Genomic DNA, 17,625 nt, shown 5'->3' with positions numbered 1-17,625 from the left:
AACTGGCATGACGGAGTGCCCCAGGAACGTCACCTCGGTCCACGTGCTGCGCACCGAGCGGCCCACCCCGCACCTGATCCGGCTGGTCCTCGGTGGGGACGAGCTGACCGGCCTGCCGGTGGGCGACTTCACCGACCACTACATCAAGCTGGTGTTCCCGCAGGCCGGTGTCGCGTACCCGCAGCCGTTGGACCTCGCCGCGATCCGCCGGGACCTGCCCCGGGAGCAGTGGCCCCGGCTGCGCGCGTACACCGTGCGGCGCTGGGACCCGCTGGCCGAGGAGCTGACCGTGGACGTGGTGCACCACGGCGACGAGGGGTTGGCCGGCCCGTGGGCCGCCGCGCTGCGTCCGGGTGACCCGGTGCACTTCGTCGGCCCCGGCGGGGCGTACGCGCCGAGCCCGGACGCGGACTGGCATCTGCTGGTCGGCGACGAGAGCGCCCTGCCGGCGATCGCCGCCGCGTGCGAGCGCCTGCCGCTGGGTACGCCGGCCCACGTCTTCGTGGAGATCGCCGACCCGGCGGACGAGCAGAAGCTGCTCAGCCCCGGCGCGGTCGAGCTGACCTGGCTGCACCGGGGCGACCGCCCGGTGGGCGCGGCGCTTGTCGAGGCGGTACGGGCGTTGGAGTTCCCGGCCGGCCAGGTGCACGCGTTCGTGCACGGCGAGGCCGCCTTCGTCCGGGACCTGCGCCGGCTGCTGCGCGGCGAGCGGGGCGTACCCCTCGACCGGCTGTCCATCTCCGGCTACTGGCGGCGCGGCATGGACGACGAGGGGTGGCGTTCCACCAAGGCCGACTGGAACAGTCAGGTGGCCGCCGAGGAGGCCACCGCCGCCTGAGTCAGCCCTCGGGCGTACGGTTCGCCTCGCCGGCGCGGGTGAGTCGTCGGCTGAGCAGCACGGCGTACCCGACGACCGCCAGGGCGAGCAGCGACAGCAGCACCCTCGGTTGGTGCACGACCGCGGTGATCAGGGAGACCGAGAGCACCCCGTAGGCGGCGATCGCCAACCGGGCGATGCTCGGTCGGGTCCACAACCAGTACAGGGCCAGGCCACACACCGTCCAGATCACCATCGACGCGCCCAGCAGCAGCCGCAGCTCCAGCGGCAGCCGGGCCGCGTTGGCGTCGACCAGCCGGACCACCTGCCCGAGCGACCAGCCGAGCAACAGCAGCGCGCCGCCGAGCGGTATGTGCAGGTAGCTGTACGCCTGGCCGCCGCGCAGCCGACTCTGGAGCAGCCGGGTGGTGACGAATGTGGTGTAGACCCACCAGACCGCCGCCGGGATGAGGAAGGCCATCGCGGCGGTGAGGATCATGTGCGGCGGGGGGTGGTCCGGCACCGCGAAGAGCAGGCTGGCCAGCGCGCTGCCCAGCACGATGATGGTGAACTGGCCGATGCGTTCCGGCAGGTGCCGGTTGTCCACCGGCCAACGGTTGAGCCACCGCGCACCGACCCAGGGCGTGGCCAGTTCGATGACCATCGCGACGATCCACAGGACCGGGCGGAGTTCGGTGGGCAGGGTCAGCGACACCAGCCAGATCAGCCAGCCCGACCCGAAGCCGATCAGGTAGACGGTCGTCACCAGCCGGGCCATCGAGCTGGTCGGGCGGGCCCGCAGGTACAGCAGGAGCAGCACACCCCGCACGATCAGGTAGCCGACCGGCAGGAGCACGCTCTCCGGCACCTCGTCGACCCCGAGCGTCATCGCGCCCGCGCCGACAAGTGCGACAAGCACCAGCAGCCGGTGCAACGCGTCGTCCGGGTCGAACCGGGTGTCGTAGTAGACCTGCCCGATCCAGGCCCACTGGATCACCACGAAGAGCCCGATCACGGCCAGCACCGCCGTCGGCGACGGGGTCGGCTCGTTGCCCAGCCGGGCCACCACCGCCGCCAGCGCGTACACGAAGATGAGGTCGAGGAAGAGCTCCAACCAGGTGGCGTGCCGGTGGCCGGCCTCGTCGGCCTGCGGGGTCTGCCCGCGCAGCCCCATCCGAGCGGCCAGCCGGCTCGGCAGGTGGAGGGCGTCGGTGCGTACCCTGCGCATCTGGTCATGGTCCCCGCGCGGGCCCGGCCGGCGGGCCGGAACCGCCCAGCCGGCAGCGGTGGCCGCCACACCGGCGTCCCCCGGCCGGCGTGTCGTCGGCCCGGCAGGGCAGGATGTACGCCGAGGGGGTGGCGCATGGCTGGGCGGATCCGGGACGAGGACATCGCACTGGTCCGGGAACGCACCTCGATCGGGGATGTGATCTCCGAGACGGTCACCCTCAAGTCCGCCGGTGGCGGCAACCTCAAGGGTCTGTGCCCGTTCCACGACGAGAAGAGCCCGTCGTTCAACGTCTCCCCGGCCCGCAATGTCTGGTATTGCTTCGGCTGCGGGGCCGGCGGCGACGCGATCAAGTTCCTGATGGACGCCGACCACCTCAGCTTCGTCGAGTCGGTCGAGCGGCTGGCCGGCCGTGCCGGCATCCAACTGCGCTACATCGAGGACGACCGGGGCACCCCACGCCCCCGCCCGCAGCAGGGCCAACGGCAGCGCCTGGTCGCCGCGCACGCCGCCGCCGTCGAGTTCTACCGGGCGCAACTCAGCACGGCCGGGGCCCGGCCGGCACGGGAGTTCCTGGCCAAACGGGGTTTCGACCGGGCCGCCGCCGAGCGCTACGGCTGTGGCTTCGCCCCGGAGGGTTGGGACCTGCTCACCAAGCACCTGCGCCAGCAGGGTTTCACCCACCAGGAACTGGTCACGGCGGGGCTGTCCCGGGAGTCGCGCTCCGGCACCCTGATCGACAGGTTCCGCCGCCGGCTGCTCTGGCCGATCCGGGACCTCGCCGGTGACGTGATCGGCTTCGGCGCGCGCAAGCTCTTCGACGATGACGACGGCCCGAAATACCTGAACACCCCCGAGACGCCGATCTACAAGAAGTCGCACGTGCTCTACGGCATCGACCAGGCCAAGCGCGAGATCGCCAAGCAGGGTCGGGCGGTGATCGTCGAGGGGTACACCGACGTGATGGCCTGCCACCTCGCCGGGGTGACCACGGCGGTGGCGACCTGCGGCACCGCCTTCGCGGCGGACCACATCTCCGTGCTGCGGCGGCTGCTGTTCGACAGCGACGAGGTGGCCGGCGAGATCATCTTCACCTTCGACGGTGACGCGGCCGGCCAGAAGGCCGCGCTGCGGGCCTTCGAGGACGACCAGCGGTTCGTCGGGCGCACGTTCATCGCGGTCAGCCCGGACAACATGGACCCGTGCGATCTGCGGCTGGCCAAGGGCGACCTGGCCGTGCGGGACCTGGTCGCCCGCCGCGAGCCGCTCGTCGACTTCGCGTTGCGGCACGTGATCGGCCGCTTCGACCTGGACACCGTCGACGGCCGGGTCGAGGCGATGCGTCACGCCGCGCCGCTTGTCGCGCGCCTCAAGGACCGGGAAAAGCGCCCGGAGTACGTCCGCAAGCTCGCCATGGACCTCGGGATGGAGATCGAGCCGGTGCAGCGGGCGGTGCTCACCGCCGCCAACACCCCGCCGGCCGGCACCCGCGACGCCGCCCCCGCCGCCCGGCCCGCCTCGGCTCGTCCGGAGCCGGCCTTGGACAGCCCACAGTCGATGGTCGAGCGGGAGGCGCTGAAACTCGCCCTCCAGCAGCCCGTCCTGGCCGGGCCCATGTTCGACGCGGTCGAGGCGACCGAATACCGCCACCCGGTGCACGTGGCGGTGCGGGCGGCCATCGCGGCGGCCGGTGGCGCCGCCTCGGCGACCGGCGGCGCGGTCTGGATCGAGTCGGTCCGGGACGCCTGTGACGACCTGGCCGCGGCGGCGCTTGTCGGCGAGTTGGCGGTGGAGCCGCTGCGCATCGACGGGGAAGCAGACCCGCGCTACGTGTCGATCACCATGGCCCGGGTGCAGTTCGGGTCGGTGACCTCCCGCATCCGCGACATCAAGTCGCGCATCCAGCGGATCAATCCGGTCAACAACAAGGACGAGTACTTCGCCGCCTTCGGTGAGCTGCTGTCCCTGGAGCAGCACGCGCGGGCACTACGCGAGCAGGCTGCGGGAGGCCTCTAGATGGGACTGTTCAGCCGCAAGCCGAAGCTGCCACCGGCCAGTCGGCCGCCGCTGACCCCCGACGAACGGGTGCTGGCCTGGGCGGCTGCCGGCAACGGCGAGGGCGACGGGGTGGTGGTCGCCAGCAACCTCGGGCTGTGGCTGCCCGGTCGGGGGCACCGGCTCGGCTGGCACACCATCCTCAAGGCCGTCTGGTCCGGCCGGCAGTTGACAGTCACGCCCGCCGAGACCGTCGTCGAGCGCGACGGCTACACGGTGGTCGCCGACGGCCCGGCCGAAACGTACCTGCTGCTCGACCCGGGTGAGCTGCCGCACCAGGTGCGGGCGCGGGTGACCCGTTCGGTGGCGTACACCGAGCACCAGCCGGTGCCCGGCGGCGCGGCGCGGGTCGCGGCCCGCCGGGTGGCCGGGGCCGACGGTCTGACCTGGACGGTCCGTCTGGATCCCGGCACCCCGGCGGACGACGAGGCCCTGCTCGCCGAGACCGATCGCCTGGTCGGCGTGGCCCGCGCCGCCACGGCTCCCGGCGACCTGTGAGGGCACGCTCGATCGCTCAACTCCCCCGGTAGTAGCGGCTGGCACCGGGATGCAGCGGGATCGGCTCGCTCAGCGCGGCACTGGCCCGGGTGAAGTTCGCTGCCTCGGGATGGACGGCGATCAGCTCCGCCTGGTGTTCGAAGAGCATCCGGGTGAGGTCGTACGCCAGGCCGTCGGGCATGTCGGCGCTGACCAGGATCACGTTCGCCACGGTGATGGTGGGCGCGTCACTCGCCGTGTTGTAGACGTTGGCGGTCAGCGTCGAGGTGGTGTAGACGGGACCGTAGCCCTTTTCCAGCGGCGGGAGGAGGTTGTCCAGCGGTAGCAGCCGGAACGCGCCGGGCGAACTGGTGAGCAGGTCCTTGATGCCGGGGGTGGGCAGACCACCGGAGAAGAACATGGCGTCCAGGCTGTTGGCCCGCATCTGTTTCACCGTCTCGGGCAGCGACAGGGTGAGCCGTCGCACGTCGCGGTCCGGGTCGAGATTGGCCGCGGTGAGCAGCCGGCCGGCGATGATGTCGGTGCCGGACTTCGGCGAGCCGGTGGAGACCCGCTTGCCGCGCAGGCCGGCGACGTTCTCGATCTTGCTGTTGGCGCGCACGATCAGGTGGGTGTAGTTGCTGTAGATGCGGGCCAGCGCCCGGACCGACTGCGGCTTCCCGTCGAACGCGCCCCTTCCGTCGATGGCGTCGGCCGCGGTGTCGGCGAGACTGAACGCGATCTCCATGTCGCCGCTGGCCAGGCGGTTGATGTTCTCCACCGATGCGCCGGTCGGTTCGGCCCGTGCCTCGTAGCCGGGCAGATGTCGATTGATCAGGTCCGCGTAGCCGCCGCCGAGCTGGTAGTAGACACCTGTGGTGTTGCCGGTGGCCAGGAAGATCCGCCCGCCGTGCCAGGCGTCCGACGTGGACGGTTCGCCGCCGCAACCCGCGACGAGCACGGCCAGCAGCAGTGCCGCCCCCAGCCGCCGTACTCGTGTGGTCACCGGCGAACCGCCGGCTCCAGGGCCTCGGCCACCCGCTGCACCAGGGTCGCGGTTTCGTAGCCGATCTGGCCGAGGTCACAACCGGGTGCCGCGAGCACGCCGAGCAGCGCGCGTGAGCCGACAGCCATCACCAGCAGCACACCGCCGTCCATGTCGACGATCTGCTGGCGTACGCGGCCGGCGGACATCAGCCGAGCCGCGCCGACGGTCAGACTCGCCAGTCCGCTGATCACGGCGGCGAGCTGGTCGACCTGGTCGATCGAGAGGTGCGGGGAGGCGGCCAGTCGAAGCCCGTCCTCGGAGACCGCGAGGGCGTGCGACACGTCCGGAACCTGGTCCACGAAGTTCGCGAGCAGCCAGTCCAGGCCTGTTGTCACAGGTGGGTTCATCGGATTCTCCCGTTGGGTGTCGTGTACGGGTTGGAGCGGGCGGCGCTCGCAACGCCTTCGGCGAGGGCGGAGAGGCGACGCCGGACCACCTCGGGATCGAGCAGATCCGACTCGCTGACGGGGGTCGGTGGTGGGGGAGGCACGTACGTGGGCAACTGCGTGGGCAGTGAGTCACCGCGGCTCCGACGAGGCAGCCCACCGGCGGTGAGCTGCGGGGTTGGCGGGGCAGCCGGCGGCGACAGGGGGGCAGCGCCAGGGAATGGCCCGGTGGGCGGCGGCACCGTGGCGACGCCGCGAGCCTGCCCGCCCGCCGCGCCCTGGGCGGCGACGAGTGGCCGTGCCCCGGCCGCGGCGTCGCTGATCGGCCGGAACCAGGCCGCCGGCCGTCCGGCCAGCGGCCGACCCGCCACGGGCTGGTGATGGGCGACCGTCTCGATCCGGGTCAACAGCAGGTCGGGGAGTTCCACCTGGGCGATGGTGCCGGTGCCGGTGCTGTAGAGCTGCACCCGGATCCCGTACCGGACGGCCAGGTGAGCCACCACGTGCAACCCCATGCTGCCGGCCGCCGCACTGCTGATCATGGCTGGGCTCGCGAGCCGCGCGTTGATCGAGGCCAGCCGGCCCGGCCGGATGCCGATCCCGTGGTCGTGGACCCGCAGCAACAGCCCGTCCACCGTGTGCCGGCCGTCGACAAGCACCGGCGTGTGCGGCGGTGAGTAGACGGTGGCATTCTCCAACAGTTCGGCGAGCAGGTGCACCAGGCTGCCGACCGCCGCGCCCTGCACCCCGGCCGTCGGCAGGTTCAGCTCCACCCGGGGATAGTGCTCGATCTCCGAGGCCGCCGCCCGGACCACGTCCTCCAGGTGCAGCGGAGCCTCGTGCCCCCGGCTCGGTTCGCCGCCGGAGAGGACCAGCAGGTTCTCCCCGTTGCGACGGAGGCGTGCGGCGAGGTGATCCAGTGCGAAGAGGCGTTCGAGGATCCGGGGATCGGTCTCCTCGCGCTCGAAGTCGTCGAGCAGCCGTAGCTGACGGGTGATCAGGGTGCGGATCCGCCGGGCCAGCGCCTCGGCCATCCGCGTCATGTCCAGGCGCAACTCGGCCTGCGCGCCGGCGAGGCGCAGCGTGGCCTGGCTGACCGTGCCGAAAGCCGCGGCGACCTGGGCGACCTCGTCGCGACCACGCGCGATCGCGGCGGTGGCCGCCCCGGCGGCGCTCTCGTCCGGGCGCTCCGCCCCGGCGGCGATGGCGGTGATCCGCTCCGGTAGCTCGTGGTTCGCCATGGCCAACGCCGCCGCCCGGAGGCGGCTCAACCGCCGGCTGATCCGTATCGCCAGCACCACGGCCGTGATCAGCGAACCGAGCGCCACGGCACCGGTCACCCCACCGGTGAGCAGGGCCGTCCGCAGCGTGTCGCGGGCCAACGCCGCGGCGTCGCGGTCGAGGCCCTCGGAGAGTTCACGGCCGAGCAGGTTGTATCGGCGCAGGGTGCCACTCTGCGCCACGAACCAGGCGTCGCCGTCGGTCGTCATCGCCTGGGCGCCACCGTCGGTGTCCAGCACCGCGTCCCGCATGGTGCGGGCCGTCTCCACGTCACCGCCGGTCAGCAGCCGGGCCCAGGAACTGCTCGCCGTGTCGGTCGCGATCCGGAGGAACTCGGCCTCGCGCTGCTCCTGGGCACCGTTGAGCGAACCGAGCCGGGCAAGCTCGCCGGGGTTGAGCCGGCCCCGGACGAAGACGGCGCGCAGCAGGTCACGTTCGACGGAGGCCAGGTGCTCCTGGGTGGCGACGGAGGCGACCTCCCGGGCGGCGTTCGCCAACTCCGGGTCCCGCAACTGGGCCGGCAGCGCGTCCGCGACGGCCAGCAGGGACTCGACGGTGCGGGCGTACGCCACGTCCGCCTCCGTGCCGGTCAGCGCCAGGGCGCGGTTGGGGGAGAGCTGTTCGAGTTGACCTCTGGCACTGCCGAGCACCGACGACAGCGCGGGCACCGACTCCCGGGCCTGCTCATCTGCGGAGCGGAACCGCTCGACGGCGGCGTCGACGCGACGCCGTTGGGCGTCCACGAGGGGCCGTCCGGAGGTGCCGCCACGTTGGCGCAGCGCCGCCGTTTCGCCGAGTTCCCGCTCCAGTTCGTGAACCAACTGGACGGTGACGGTGGCGGTGCCGGAGAGGACACGGGCCCGTTCGGCGTCCGCGCTGGCGTCGAGCGCGGCGGTGGTCTGCGCGGCACCGAGCACGGTCAGACTGATGATGGTCACCAGGATCGGCGCGAGTAGCTGGGTGCGGATCGAACGAAGGTTCTCCAGAACACCGCCGGAGCGGTGCTGGCGTACGTGGGCGGGGAGCGGCACGGGGTCTCCCGGGTCGGGGTGGTGCCCGGCCCGGGCGCTGGGCCCGGGCCGGGACGATCGGATCAGCTTGCGGCGTTCAGCTTCGTCAGTGCCGTCTCCGCCCCACGGTGCAGCTGCACCGGGTCGGTCTTGCGTGCGTTCGTCAGGTCGATGCCCTTGGCTGCCGGGTTGGCCTGGCTGAGGGCATCCTTCTTCTCGAACACGGTCTTCGTGATGACGCAGGCGACGTTGGCGTCGAGGTCGTCGCGGACCAGCAGCACATTCGGCACCACGATGGTCGGGACGTCGGCGGGAGTCTTGTAGACGTCCTTGGTGATCGTCCCGGCCTGGTACGCGGGGTTCAGCTCTGCCATCTTCGGCAGCAGCGAACTGATGTCGATGAACTTCACCTTGTCGGCCGCGGTGGTGAAGAGGTCGGTGACGCCGCCGGTCGGGGTGCCGCCGGACCAGAAGAAACCGTCGATGCTGCCGTCCTTCATGCCGTCGACGGTCTTGGTCAGGTCGAGCCGCTGCGCCTGGATGTCCTTTGCCGGGTCGAGGCCGGCCGCGGTGAGCAGCCGCTGAGCGATGACCTCGGTGCCCGACTTGGGCGATCCGGTGGAGATCTTCTTGCCCTTCATCTCGGCGACCGAGGTGATTCCCGAGTCGGCCCGGACGACGACCTGGGTGTAGTTGTCGTAGATCCGCGCGAGCGCCTTCACCGGCTGCGGCCCCTTGAAGGTGCCCTTGCCCTGCGTCGCGTTGACCGCGGTGTCGAAGAGCGAGAAGGCGACGTCGTACTGTCCGGCGACGAGTTGCTCGATGTTCTGCACCGAGGCGCCGGTCTCGGCGGCGGTGCCGGTGAGCTTGCCGCCGCTGGCCGTGGCGAGTTGCCCGGCGAGCGCGTTGCCGACGACGTAGTAGACCCCGGTGGCGTTGCCGGTGGCGATGCCGACCCGGGTGTCCTTGGTGACCTCGCAGCCGACCGCGCTGGAGGTGTCGTCGGTGGCCGCGTTCTTCTGACGGCCTCCGCATCCGGCGACGCCGGCCGCGATCAGGGTCACTGCCCCGAGACTCGCGGCTATTCGCACGTTGATCCGTCTCACCTGTTCTCCTCCTGATGGTCTTTCCGGTTGACGCCCCTGTCCGCGGCGGCCGTCCGGTTGGCCGTTCCGCGACGGAGCAGAACACCCGCCACGGTGAGCGCGACAAGTGCGGCGCCGACCGTGACGGGGACAGGTTCGAGCCACAGCAGAACCAGCCCGGCGAGCGCGCCGACGATCCGCTCGGGTTTTCCGGCCGGGCCGATGCCGGGCAGCCATCCGCCGGCCGCCACCGCGAGCACCGCGACTCCGAGCGCGGTGGTCAGGCCGGCCAGCAGGATGCGTTCCACCCCGCCGATGCCGAGCAGCCCGAGCCCGGTTGGCGTGAGCACGAAGGCGATCGGGATGAGGTACGCGGGTAGCGCGTACCTCAGGGTCTGCCACATGGTCGGGACCAGTCGACCGCCGGTGACGGCGGCGGCGGCCACCGCGGCGAGCGCGGTCGGCGGCGACGCCTCGGAGAGCACCGCGAAGTAGAAGACGAACATCGCCGCGGCGGGTGCGTCGACACCCAGGTTGAGCAGCGCGGGGCCGATGATCACCCAGCCGATCACGAACGAGGCGGTGACCGGCACGGCCAGGCCGAGCAGCGTGAGGGCGAGCGCGGCGAGCAGGGCGGTGAGCAGGAGCACGACGAACGGGTCGGAGCTGACCGCCTGGGCGCCGCTGAGCAGCAGCGCCGCGGCCTGCGGGCCGAGCCCGGTCTTGGTGGTGGTCGCGGTGATGATGCCGGCGGCGGCGCAGACCGCGCTGACCGCCAGCACTCCGCGCACCCCGTTGGTGAGCGCCTCGACCAGGCGTGCGGGGGTGAGTCGGTGTCGCCGGTCCAGGAAGGAGAGCACGGCCGCCAACACGGTGGCCAGCACCACGGCCCTGGTCGCCGAGGCGCCGAGGGCGAGCATCACGACGATCACGATCAGCGAGAGGAAGTGGTAGCCGAAGCGGGCCAGCAGCGACCAGGCCGATCCGGCGTCGATCGTGACCCGACGTACCCCGGAGCGGCGGGCGTCGATCTCCACCGCGAGCAGGATGCCCAGGTAGTAGAGCAGCGTCGGCACGGTGGCCCAGCCGAGCACCTGGAGGTAAGAGACGCCGAGGTACTCGGCGATGATGAACGCGGCGGCCCCCAGCGTCGGCGGCGACAGGATCGCGCCGACGCCGGCGGCGGCGAGCATGCCGCCGGCCCGTTCCGGCGGATAGCCGGCTCGGCGCAGGATCGGCCAGGTGACCGAGCCGATGCTGACCGTGGTGGCCGCGCCCGAACCCGAGACGGTTCCGAGGAGGAAGCCGGCGGCCACCGCGGTGCGTCCCGGTGCGGTTCGGGAGCGGCGGAACGCGGCGGCGGAGAGTTCCACGAAGAATCGGCCAGCGCCGGAGAGGTCCAGCACCGCGCCATAGATGGTGAAGAGCACGATGTACGAGGCGGCCACGTCCAGTGGGGTGCCGTAGAAGCCGCTGTCGGAGTTGTAGAACGCGTCGACGAGCTGCCCGAAGTCGAGGCCGGCATGGGCCACTGGCCAGGACTGCGGTAGCAGCCCGCCGTAGTAGCCGAAGGCCAGGAAGAGCAGACAGACCGCCGGCAGGATCCAGCCGGTGGTCCGGCGGCACGCCTCCAGCAGCAGGAGCAGCAGCACGGTGCCCAGCACCAGGTCGACCGGGTCGAGCAGCCCCTGTCGATCGAGGAAGGCGTCGTATCCGCCGCCACCCGTACCGACGGCCATCGGCAACACCGGGTAGAGGCAGCTCAGCAACGCGGCCACGGCGAGCACCCAGTCGACCGGGGTGGGGCGCGTCCGGCTCGGCGAGCTGGCCGCCGGGTCGGCCGGCGCTGCCGGTGTGCCTCGTCGGGGCCGGCGCACTCCCGATGGATACGCCAGGAAGACCATCGGCAGGACGCCGGCGAGGAAGATGATCAGGTAGAACTTGCTGCCCTGCGCCAGCGGAAAGAAGACCTGGTAGATGGCGAGGAGAGCGACGGCGAGCGTGACGCCCGCGAAGAAGAAGCCGAGTGGCCCGGTGAACACCCGGCCCGGTTTCTCGTCCTCGAACTGTGCGGTCAACTCCGGGTCGGGCTGCCCGCCGACGGCTACGGGGGTGGGGTCGGTCCCACCGGGTTCGGCGGCCGGGCCCTTCTCGGCGGGTGGCCTCAGCGGCCGTTCGTCGACGTCGACCGATGCGGGCACGTCGTCGCCTCGGGGCGAGGGGACGGAGTCCTGAACGGGGTGCGCTGATGACACGCTGGGGGACAATACGGGGGACTGCGCTGTATGGGAATATTGTTGACCATGATTGCTCTGGGTGACTACTGTTTCGTGAGGGAAATCCCTGGGAATGTCGATTGTCGAATGGTTTTCGTGTTGGCAACAGTCTCATACAACGACGATTCGGCAGGTCGTGAAGGCTGCGTGGCCCCGCTCGCGGCGGCGGTGAGTTGTCGGCGTCCCAGACACGCATCCCCCAGCTCGCGATCACCGACAGTGACATCAACCGTCTGAGCGCGCCGGTTTGGTGCTGCTTTAGATAGCTTGGCCTGGTTGGATCTCGCCCGGCTGTCAGCCGAAAAAACTTGCCGGTGTGACCTTCTTGTTATCGCGCTGGCCAGTCGTATTGCCGAATCCCGCCGAACCTCATTGCCTCCATGATCACTGTGGATGGCCCGGGCCGGCAGCACCGTCGGGTCCTTGCATTTCTTTCGGGTTCTCTGGGGTGTTGGCTAGGGGTCGTTGACGCCTGCGGGGCCACCACTCGGCGCCGCTCCAAGATCGACTCGCCTTTCCTGAAGTCGGGGCATCGAGGCGGCCTTGACACTCCGATTTCATGAAAGCCGAGTCGATCAAATGTCGAAACGCCGGGCGCGGTCCGGGTTATCGGCGCGGGTCCACGGGGCATGTCGGAGGTGACACCACCACCGACGTGTGAGGAGGGGCGATGGCCTCGGACGAGTCTGCCGCCCACCGGACGCCTGCCGACGCCAGTGCGCCGGTCGGGCCCGACGCGGGGCCGGACAGCCCCACCGACCTGCCCGGCAGCGGCTGGAAGGCGGCGTTGCGGCGCACGGTCCGCGAATTCCAGGACGACAGCCTCACCGACTGGGCGGCGGCGCTCACCTACTACGGGGTGTTGTCCATCTTCCCCGGCCTGCTGGTGCTGATCTCGATCCTCGGTCTGCTGGGCGCGGGCGCCACCGAGGGGGTCAAGGACACCGTCAACCAGGCGGTGCCGGAGGGCAGCATCCGGCAGATCATCGTCGACGCGATCACCGCGGCGGACAAGAACGGCAGCCTGGCCAGCATCGCGGCGATCGCCGGTGTGGTGGCCGCGTTCTGGTCGGCGTCCGGCTACATCGGCGCGTTCATGCGCGCCTCGAACAGCATCTACGACGTGCCGGAGGGCCGGCCGATCTGGAAGACGCTGCCGATCCGGCTCGGCGTGACCGCGGTGGTCGGAGTGCTGCTGCTGGCCAGTGCGGTGATCGTGGTCTTCACCGGCCGCCTCGCCGAGACGGTGGGAGACGTGGTCGGCCTCGGCTCGGCGGCGGTCACGGTGTGGGACGTCGCCAAGTGGCCGGTGCTGCTGATCCTGGTCAGCCTGATGTTCGCGATCCTCTACTGGGCCTCACCCAACGCCCGGCACGGCGGTTTCCGCTGGGTCAGCCCGGGCGGTGTGCTGGCCGTGGTGATCTGGCTGGTGATCTCCGGCCTGTTCGCCTTCTACGTGAGCAACTTCGGCTCGTACGACAAGACGTACGGGGCGCTGGCCGGGGTGATCATCTTCTTGGTCTGGCTGTGGCTGAGCAACATCGCGATCCTGCTGGGTGCCGAGTTCGACGCCGAGTTGGAGCGGGGCCGCGCCATCGCGGCCGGTCACGGCGTCGACGACGAGCCGTACGTCGAGCTGCGCGACGACCGCAAGCTCCGCAAGAGGCGCAACGCCGCCAACCGCCGCTGACTCCCGCAGCGCCGGCGCCCCGCACCGGGAACGACCGGCGGCTCCGCACCGACCGTCCCCGCAGCCCATCGCCCCGCCAGTGAAGATCGACTGGCGGGGCGATTTCGTGCGTGTCGATGGAACTCCAGGCGAGCGGACGCGGGCGGCCCGTGATCCTTTTCTTGATCGACTAGTAGCTTTTGTTCTTTCGGACAAAAGTTCATCTCGGAACGGTTGAAGCTCTGGACACGCGGCACAGCGCGCTCCTACTGTGTCGGACACAACACTTCGACGTTGCGTCGATGTGAACGATGCCAATGAAGAGGTGACCCCCCGGTGCGGACCGCCGACCCCCTGCACGTGCGACTGTTGCGGTTGCTCCGCGACGAGGGGGCCGTCTCCCGCGCCGAGTTGGGCGACCGACTCCAGATGCCGCGCCCGCGCATGCTGGCCGAGCTGGATCGCCTGGTCGCGCTCGGTTATGTCGCCGAGGCGGGGCTCGCCGCCTCCCGGGGTGGGCGGCGCTCGACACTCGTCGAGCTGAACCCGAACCTGCGCTTCGCCGCCGTCGACCTCGGTGCCAGCTCGATGGACATCGAGGTGGTCAACGGCCGCCTCGAACCGGTCGCCCAGTACGCCGAGCCGGCCGACATCCGCAACGGACCGAAGGTGACCCTGCAGCGGGTCAACGAGCTGCTGCACAAGGCCCGGGTCGACGGCGCCTATGAGCGGTTGGACGCGGTGGGCATCGGCGTTCCCGGCCCGGTCAGCTTCCGCGACGGCGTTCCGGTGTCGCCGCCGATCATGCCGGGCTGGGACCGGTTCCCGGTGCGCGAGTTGCTCAGCCGGGAGCACGGCTGCCCGGCGGTGGTCGACAACGACGTCAACATCATGGCGATCGGCGAGCGGCACGGTGGGGTCGCCCACTCGGTGGACGACTTCCTCTTCATCAAGATCGGCACCGGCATCGGCTGCGGCATCTACCTCACCGGTGAGGTCTACCGGGGCACCGACGGCTGCGCCGGCGACATCGGCCACATCCAGGTCGACTCGCACGGTCCGATGTGCTCCTGCGGCAACGTCGGCTGCCTGGAGGCGCTGTTCAGCGGCGCCGCGCTGGCCAAGGACGCCCTGGCCGCCGCCCGCAGCGGGACGTCGCCGGCGCTGGCCGAGCGGCTGGCGCTGCGCGGGGTGGTCACCGCGCTGGACGTCGCCGAGGGCGCCGTCGAGGGCGACGTGACGTGCATCCAACTGATCCGTGACGGCGGACGGCGGGTCGGCGGAGTGCTCGCCGGCCTGGTCAGCTTCACCAACCCGTCGATGATCGTGATCGGCGGTGGGCTGGCCCAACTCGGGCACATCCTGCTCGCCGAGATCCGCAGTGTGGTCTACCGCCGGTCGCTGCCGCTGGCCACCGGCAACCTGCCGGTCGTGCTGTCCGAGTTGGGTGGACGTGCCGGTGTCACCGGCGCGGCGGTGCTCGCCGGCGATGTCGCCTTCGCGGAAGCCGCATGAACCAGACCGAGATCCTGTCGTGAGCGAGGAGGAGACTGTGGCTCTGTCCGAGGATGACCCCGCCACCGCGTCGGCCGAGGCCGCCGCCGAGGCACCGTTGGTCGAGGCTCCCGCCGACACCGTCGCGGGCGAGGTGGTCCTGCGCCTCACCGACGTGGTCAAGACCTTCCCCGGTGTACGCGCACTGGACGGCGTGCAGCTTGAGGTGCGTGCCGGCGAGGTGCACTGCCTGCTCGGGCAGAACGGCGCCGGCAAGTCGACCCTGATCAAGGTGCTCTCCGGTGTGCACCAACCGGATTCCGGGCAGGTGGAGTGGCGCGGCGAGCCGGCCACGTTCACCAACCCGCAGGCCGCGATGAAGGCCGGCATCGCCACCATCTACCAGGAGCTCGACCTCGTCGAGGACCTGTCGGTGGCGGAGAACGCCTTCCTCGGTCACGAGTACCGCAGCTTCGGGTTCGTCCGGCGCGGCCGGATGGCCCGGCACACCCGGCAGATCCTCAGCCGGCTGGGCCACGGTGAGATCCCGCCCGGGCGGATGGTCCGGTCGCTGCCGGCCGCCGGCAAGCAGATCGTCAGCATGGCCCGCGCGCTGTCGCACGAGGCACGACTGATCATCATGGACGAGCCGAGCGCGGTGCTGGCCCACGACGAGGTCGGCAACCTGTTCCGGATCATCCGGGAGCTGACCGCGCAGGGCATCGCCGTCATCTACATCTCCCACCGCATGGAGGAGATCCGCGAGATCGGCGACCGGGTCACCGTACTCAAGGACGGCCGGACCACGGCGGCGAACCTGCCGGCGCGCGACACCCCGACCCGCGACCTGGTCAGCCGGATGACCGGCCGCACCATCGAGTACGTCTTCCCGGACCGCCCGGCCGAGGACCCCGCCGGCGCCGACCTGCTCCAGGTGGAGGGGCTGACCCGCACGGGTGAGTTCGCCGACGTCTCGCTGAACGTGCGCGCCGGGGAGATCGTCGGCATCGCGGGCCTGGTCGGCTCCGGCCGCTCGGAGCTGCTGGAGACCATCTACGGCGCCCGCCTCGCGGAGGCCGGGTCGGTCCGGATGAACGGCAAGGTGCTGCGTCCCGGCGTCGGCGCCGCCGTGCGGGCCGGCATGGGAATGGCCCCGGAGGAACGCAAGAGTCAGGCGCTGCTGCTCGGCGAGCCGATCTACCGCAACGTCACGCTGGCCACCTTCGGTCGGTACGCGCGGCTCGGCTTCACCAACGCCGCCAAGGAGCGCGCCGAGGCGGACCGGATCGCCGAGAGCCTGGAGCTGCGGCCCCGGGACGTCGACCGGCCGGTACGCACGCTGTCCGGCGGCAACCAGCAGAAGGTGGTGGTCGGGCGGTGGCTGCTCGGCGGCACCAAGCTGTTGCTGCTCGACGAGCCCACCCGGGGCGTGGACGTGGGCGCCCGGGCTGAGCTCTACCAGGTCATCCGGGGTTTGGCCGCGCAGGGCGTCGGGGTGCTGCTGGTCTCCAGCGAGGTGCCCGAGGTGCTGGGTCTGGCCGACCGGGTGCTGGTGATGCGGGAAGGGCGGGTCGTGCGTGAAGCAGCGGCCGGCGAACTTGACGAAAACACTGTGCTCGACCTCGTGATGGCGGGGTCCTTGATGGAAGGCGCACCGGCATGAGCGACGCGACTCCCACTCCCACCGCGACACCGGAGCGCCCGCAGCTTCCGGCCCAGTCGCCGCCGGTGGACCCGGCGGAGACGGCGGTGGCCAGCGACAAGGCAGCATCCGGGGGCCGGCTCTCCTGGTGGCGGGGCGACGGCGGCGACGGCGCGAAGCGCAACCTGGGTCTGATCGGGGTCCTGGCCGCGCTCATCATCGTCGGCGCGATCACCAAGCCCGACCTGTACGGCGACCCGACCTGGGTCTGGAACAACGTGCTGGCCATCCTGCAACTCGCGTCGGTCGTCGGCGTGGTCACTGTCGGAATGACGTTCGTGATCATCGGCGGGGGCATCGACCTGTCGGTCGGTGCGATCGTCGCGCTGGCCGGTGTCTGGTGCACCACGGTGGCCACCCAGAGCTACGGCGCCGGCGGCATGATCTTCACCGCGCTGGTGGTCGGCATCTGCGTCGGCCTGGTCAACGGCGTGCTCATCTCGTACGGGAAGCTCGTTCCCTTCATCGCGACGCTCGCGATGCTGGTGGCGGCTCGCGGGCTCGCGGCGTCGATCTCCAACAAGCAGACCCAGGTGTCGAGCAGCACCTTCATCAACGACATCGCGGCGCGCAAGGTTCTCGGGATCCCGATCCTCGTCTACATCCTGGGCGCGGTGGTGGTAGCCGGCTGGATCCTGCTCAACCGGACGACCTTCGGCCGGCGGACCATCGCCGTGGGCGGCAACCCGGAGGCGGCCCGGCTGGCCGGCATCAACGTCCGGCGGCACACCATGCTGCTCTACGCGCTCTCCGGTCTGTGCTGCGGCATCGCGGCCATCATGCTCACCTCGCAGGCCACCTCGGCGCAGGCGGCGATGGCCAACCTGTACGAGTTGGACGCGATCGCCGCGGCGATCATCGGTGGGACGCTGCTCAGCGGTGGCCGGGGCACGATCGTCGGCTCGCTGCTCGGCGTCATCATCTTCGCCACGATCACGAACCTCTTCGCCATCAACGGCCTCTCCATCGAGGCACAGAACATGGTCAAGGGCGGCATCATCGTCGCCGCCGTCCTGATCCAGCAGTTCCAGTTCAAGTCCGTCACTCGGCTCCTCGCGCGGAACAGGGTCACCACCGCAACCTGACGCACCGCACCG

Annotated in this window: 12 protein-coding genes and 1 pseudogene; 7 read left to right on the top strand and 6 right to left on the bottom strand. The window is 70.9% G+C overall.

Annotated features, from left to right (window positions below; all coding sequences use genetic code 11):
- The first annotated feature begins 7 nt into the window (after positions 1-7).
- The gene (locus ACGFIQ_RS28250; protein WP_393248523.1) at positions 8-838 is read left to right on the top strand and encodes a siderophore-interacting protein; all 831 of its coding nucleotides are present in this window, start codon (positions 8-10) and stop codon (positions 836-838) included.
- 1 nt (position 839) lies between these two features.
- Here the strand turns inward: ACGFIQ_RS28250 and ACGFIQ_RS28245 are convergent, their stop codons facing one another.
- Positions 840-2,045, bottom strand: coding sequence for a low temperature requirement protein A (locus ACGFIQ_RS28245; protein WP_393248522.1), 1,206 nt, complete (start codon positions 2,043-2,045; stop codon positions 840-842).
- A gap of 113 nt (positions 2,046-2,158) precedes the next feature.
- Here ACGFIQ_RS28245 and dnaG point away from each other — a divergent pair.
- Both dnaG and ACGFIQ_RS28235 read left to right on the top strand, forming a co-directional pair.
- Positions 2,159-4,061, top strand: a pseudogene (gene dnaG, locus ACGFIQ_RS28240) (DNA primase).
- The gene (locus ACGFIQ_RS28235; protein WP_393248521.1) at positions 4,062-4,598 is read left to right on the top strand and encodes a hypothetical protein; all 537 of its coding nucleotides are present in this window, start codon (positions 4,062-4,064) and stop codon (positions 4,596-4,598) included. It begins immediately after the preceding pseudogene.
- A 16-nt stretch (positions 4,599-4,614) separates the two neighbouring features.
- Here ACGFIQ_RS28235 and ACGFIQ_RS28230 read toward each other — a convergent pair whose 3' ends face one another.
- From ACGFIQ_RS28230 to ACGFIQ_RS28210, 5 genes are all read right to left on the bottom strand, one after another.
- The gene (locus ACGFIQ_RS28230; RefSeq protein WP_393248520.1) at positions 4,615-5,583 is read right to left on the bottom strand and encodes a TAXI family TRAP transporter solute-binding subunit; all 969 of its coding nucleotides are present in this window, start codon (positions 5,581-5,583) and stop codon (positions 4,615-4,617) included.
- Positions 5,580-5,972: a roadblock/LC7 domain-containing protein gene (locus ACGFIQ_RS28225; RefSeq protein WP_357070995.1), complete on the bottom strand. Its 393-nt coding sequence runs from the start codon at positions 5,970-5,972 to the stop codon at positions 5,580-5,582. Before ACGFIQ_RS28225 ends, ACGFIQ_RS28230 begins: the two co-directional genes overlap by 4 nt.
- A complete protein-coding gene (locus ACGFIQ_RS28220) occupies positions 5,969-8,323 on the bottom strand; it encodes a nitrate- and nitrite sensing domain-containing protein (protein WP_393248519.1) in 2,355 nt (784 codons plus the stop codon). Before ACGFIQ_RS28220 ends, ACGFIQ_RS28225 begins: the two co-directional genes overlap by 4 nt.
- Positions 8,324-8,385: 62 nt before the next feature.
- Entirely contained in the window at positions 8,386-9,408 is a 1,023-nt protein-coding gene (locus ACGFIQ_RS28215; protein ID WP_393248518.1) for a TAXI family TRAP transporter solute-binding subunit, read from the bottom strand.
- Positions 9,405-11,465, bottom strand: a complete 2,061-nt coding sequence (locus ACGFIQ_RS28210; protein ID WP_393248620.1) for a TRAP transporter permease — start codon at positions 11,463-11,465, stop codon at positions 9,405-9,407. The genes ACGFIQ_RS28215 and ACGFIQ_RS28210 overlap by 4 nt, the downstream gene beginning before the upstream one ends.
- Positions 11,466-12,333: 868 nt before the next feature.
- Here ACGFIQ_RS28210 and ACGFIQ_RS28205 point away from each other — a divergent pair.
- The 4 genes from ACGFIQ_RS28205 (at position 12,334) to ACGFIQ_RS28190 (ending at position 17,613) form a co-directional block, all read left to right on the top strand.
- Entirely contained in the window at positions 12,334-13,353 is a 1,020-nt protein-coding gene (locus ACGFIQ_RS28205; RefSeq protein WP_393248517.1) for a YihY/virulence factor BrkB family protein, read from the top strand.
- Between the two features lie 315 nt (positions 13,354-13,668).
- Positions 13,669-14,847: an ROK family protein gene (locus tag ACGFIQ_RS28200; RefSeq protein ID WP_393248516.1), complete on the top strand. Its 1,179-nt coding sequence runs from the start codon at positions 13,669-13,671 to the stop codon at positions 14,845-14,847.
- Positions 14,848-14,980: 133 nt separating this feature from the next.
- The gene (locus tag ACGFIQ_RS28195; RefSeq protein ID WP_357071062.1) at positions 14,981-16,489 is read left to right on the top strand and encodes a sugar ABC transporter ATP-binding protein; all 1,509 of its coding nucleotides are present in this window, start codon (positions 14,981-14,983) and stop codon (positions 16,487-16,489) included.
- Entirely contained in the window at positions 16,486-17,613 is a 1,128-nt protein-coding gene (locus ACGFIQ_RS28190; RefSeq protein ID WP_393248515.1) for an ABC transporter permease, read from the top strand. Before ACGFIQ_RS28195 ends, ACGFIQ_RS28190 begins: the two co-directional genes overlap by 4 nt.
- The last annotated feature ends 12 nt before the right edge of the window (positions 17,614-17,625 follow it).

It is taken from the genome of Micromonospora sp. NPDC048898 (assembly GCF_043198035.1).
GTDB lineage: Bacteria > Actinomycetota > Actinomycetes > Mycobacteriales > Micromonosporaceae > Micromonospora.
Note: the sequence above shows the minus strand (reverse complement) of the source record. Positions and strands in the feature narration are given on the sequence as shown.

What these genes read in the sequence shown, in the direction of transcription:
- ACGFIQ_RS28225 (WP_357070995.1), bottom strand. Translation starts at nt 5,972, where the DNA reads ATGAACCCACCTGTGACAACAGGCCTGGACTGGCTGCTCGCGAACTTC.
- ACGFIQ_RS28250 (WP_393248523.1), top strand. Translation starts at nt 8, where the DNA reads ATGACGGAGTGCCCCAGGAACGTCACCTCGGTCCACGTGCTGCGCACC.
- ACGFIQ_RS28235 (WP_393248521.1), top strand. Translation starts at nt 4,062, where the DNA reads ATGGGACTGTTCAGCCGCAAGCCGAAGCTGCCACCGGCCAGTCGGCCG.
- ACGFIQ_RS28205 (WP_393248517.1), top strand. Translation starts at nt 12,334, where the DNA reads ATGGCCTCGGACGAGTCTGCCGCCCACCGGACGCCTGCCGACGCCAGT.
- ACGFIQ_RS28245 (WP_393248522.1), bottom strand. Translation starts at nt 2,045, where the DNA reads ATGCGCAGGGTACGCACCGACGCCCTCCACCTGCCGAGCCGGCTGGCC.
- ACGFIQ_RS28190 (WP_393248515.1), top strand. Translation starts at nt 16,486, where the DNA reads ATGAGCGACGCGACTCCCACTCCCACCGCGACACCGGAGCGCCCGCAG.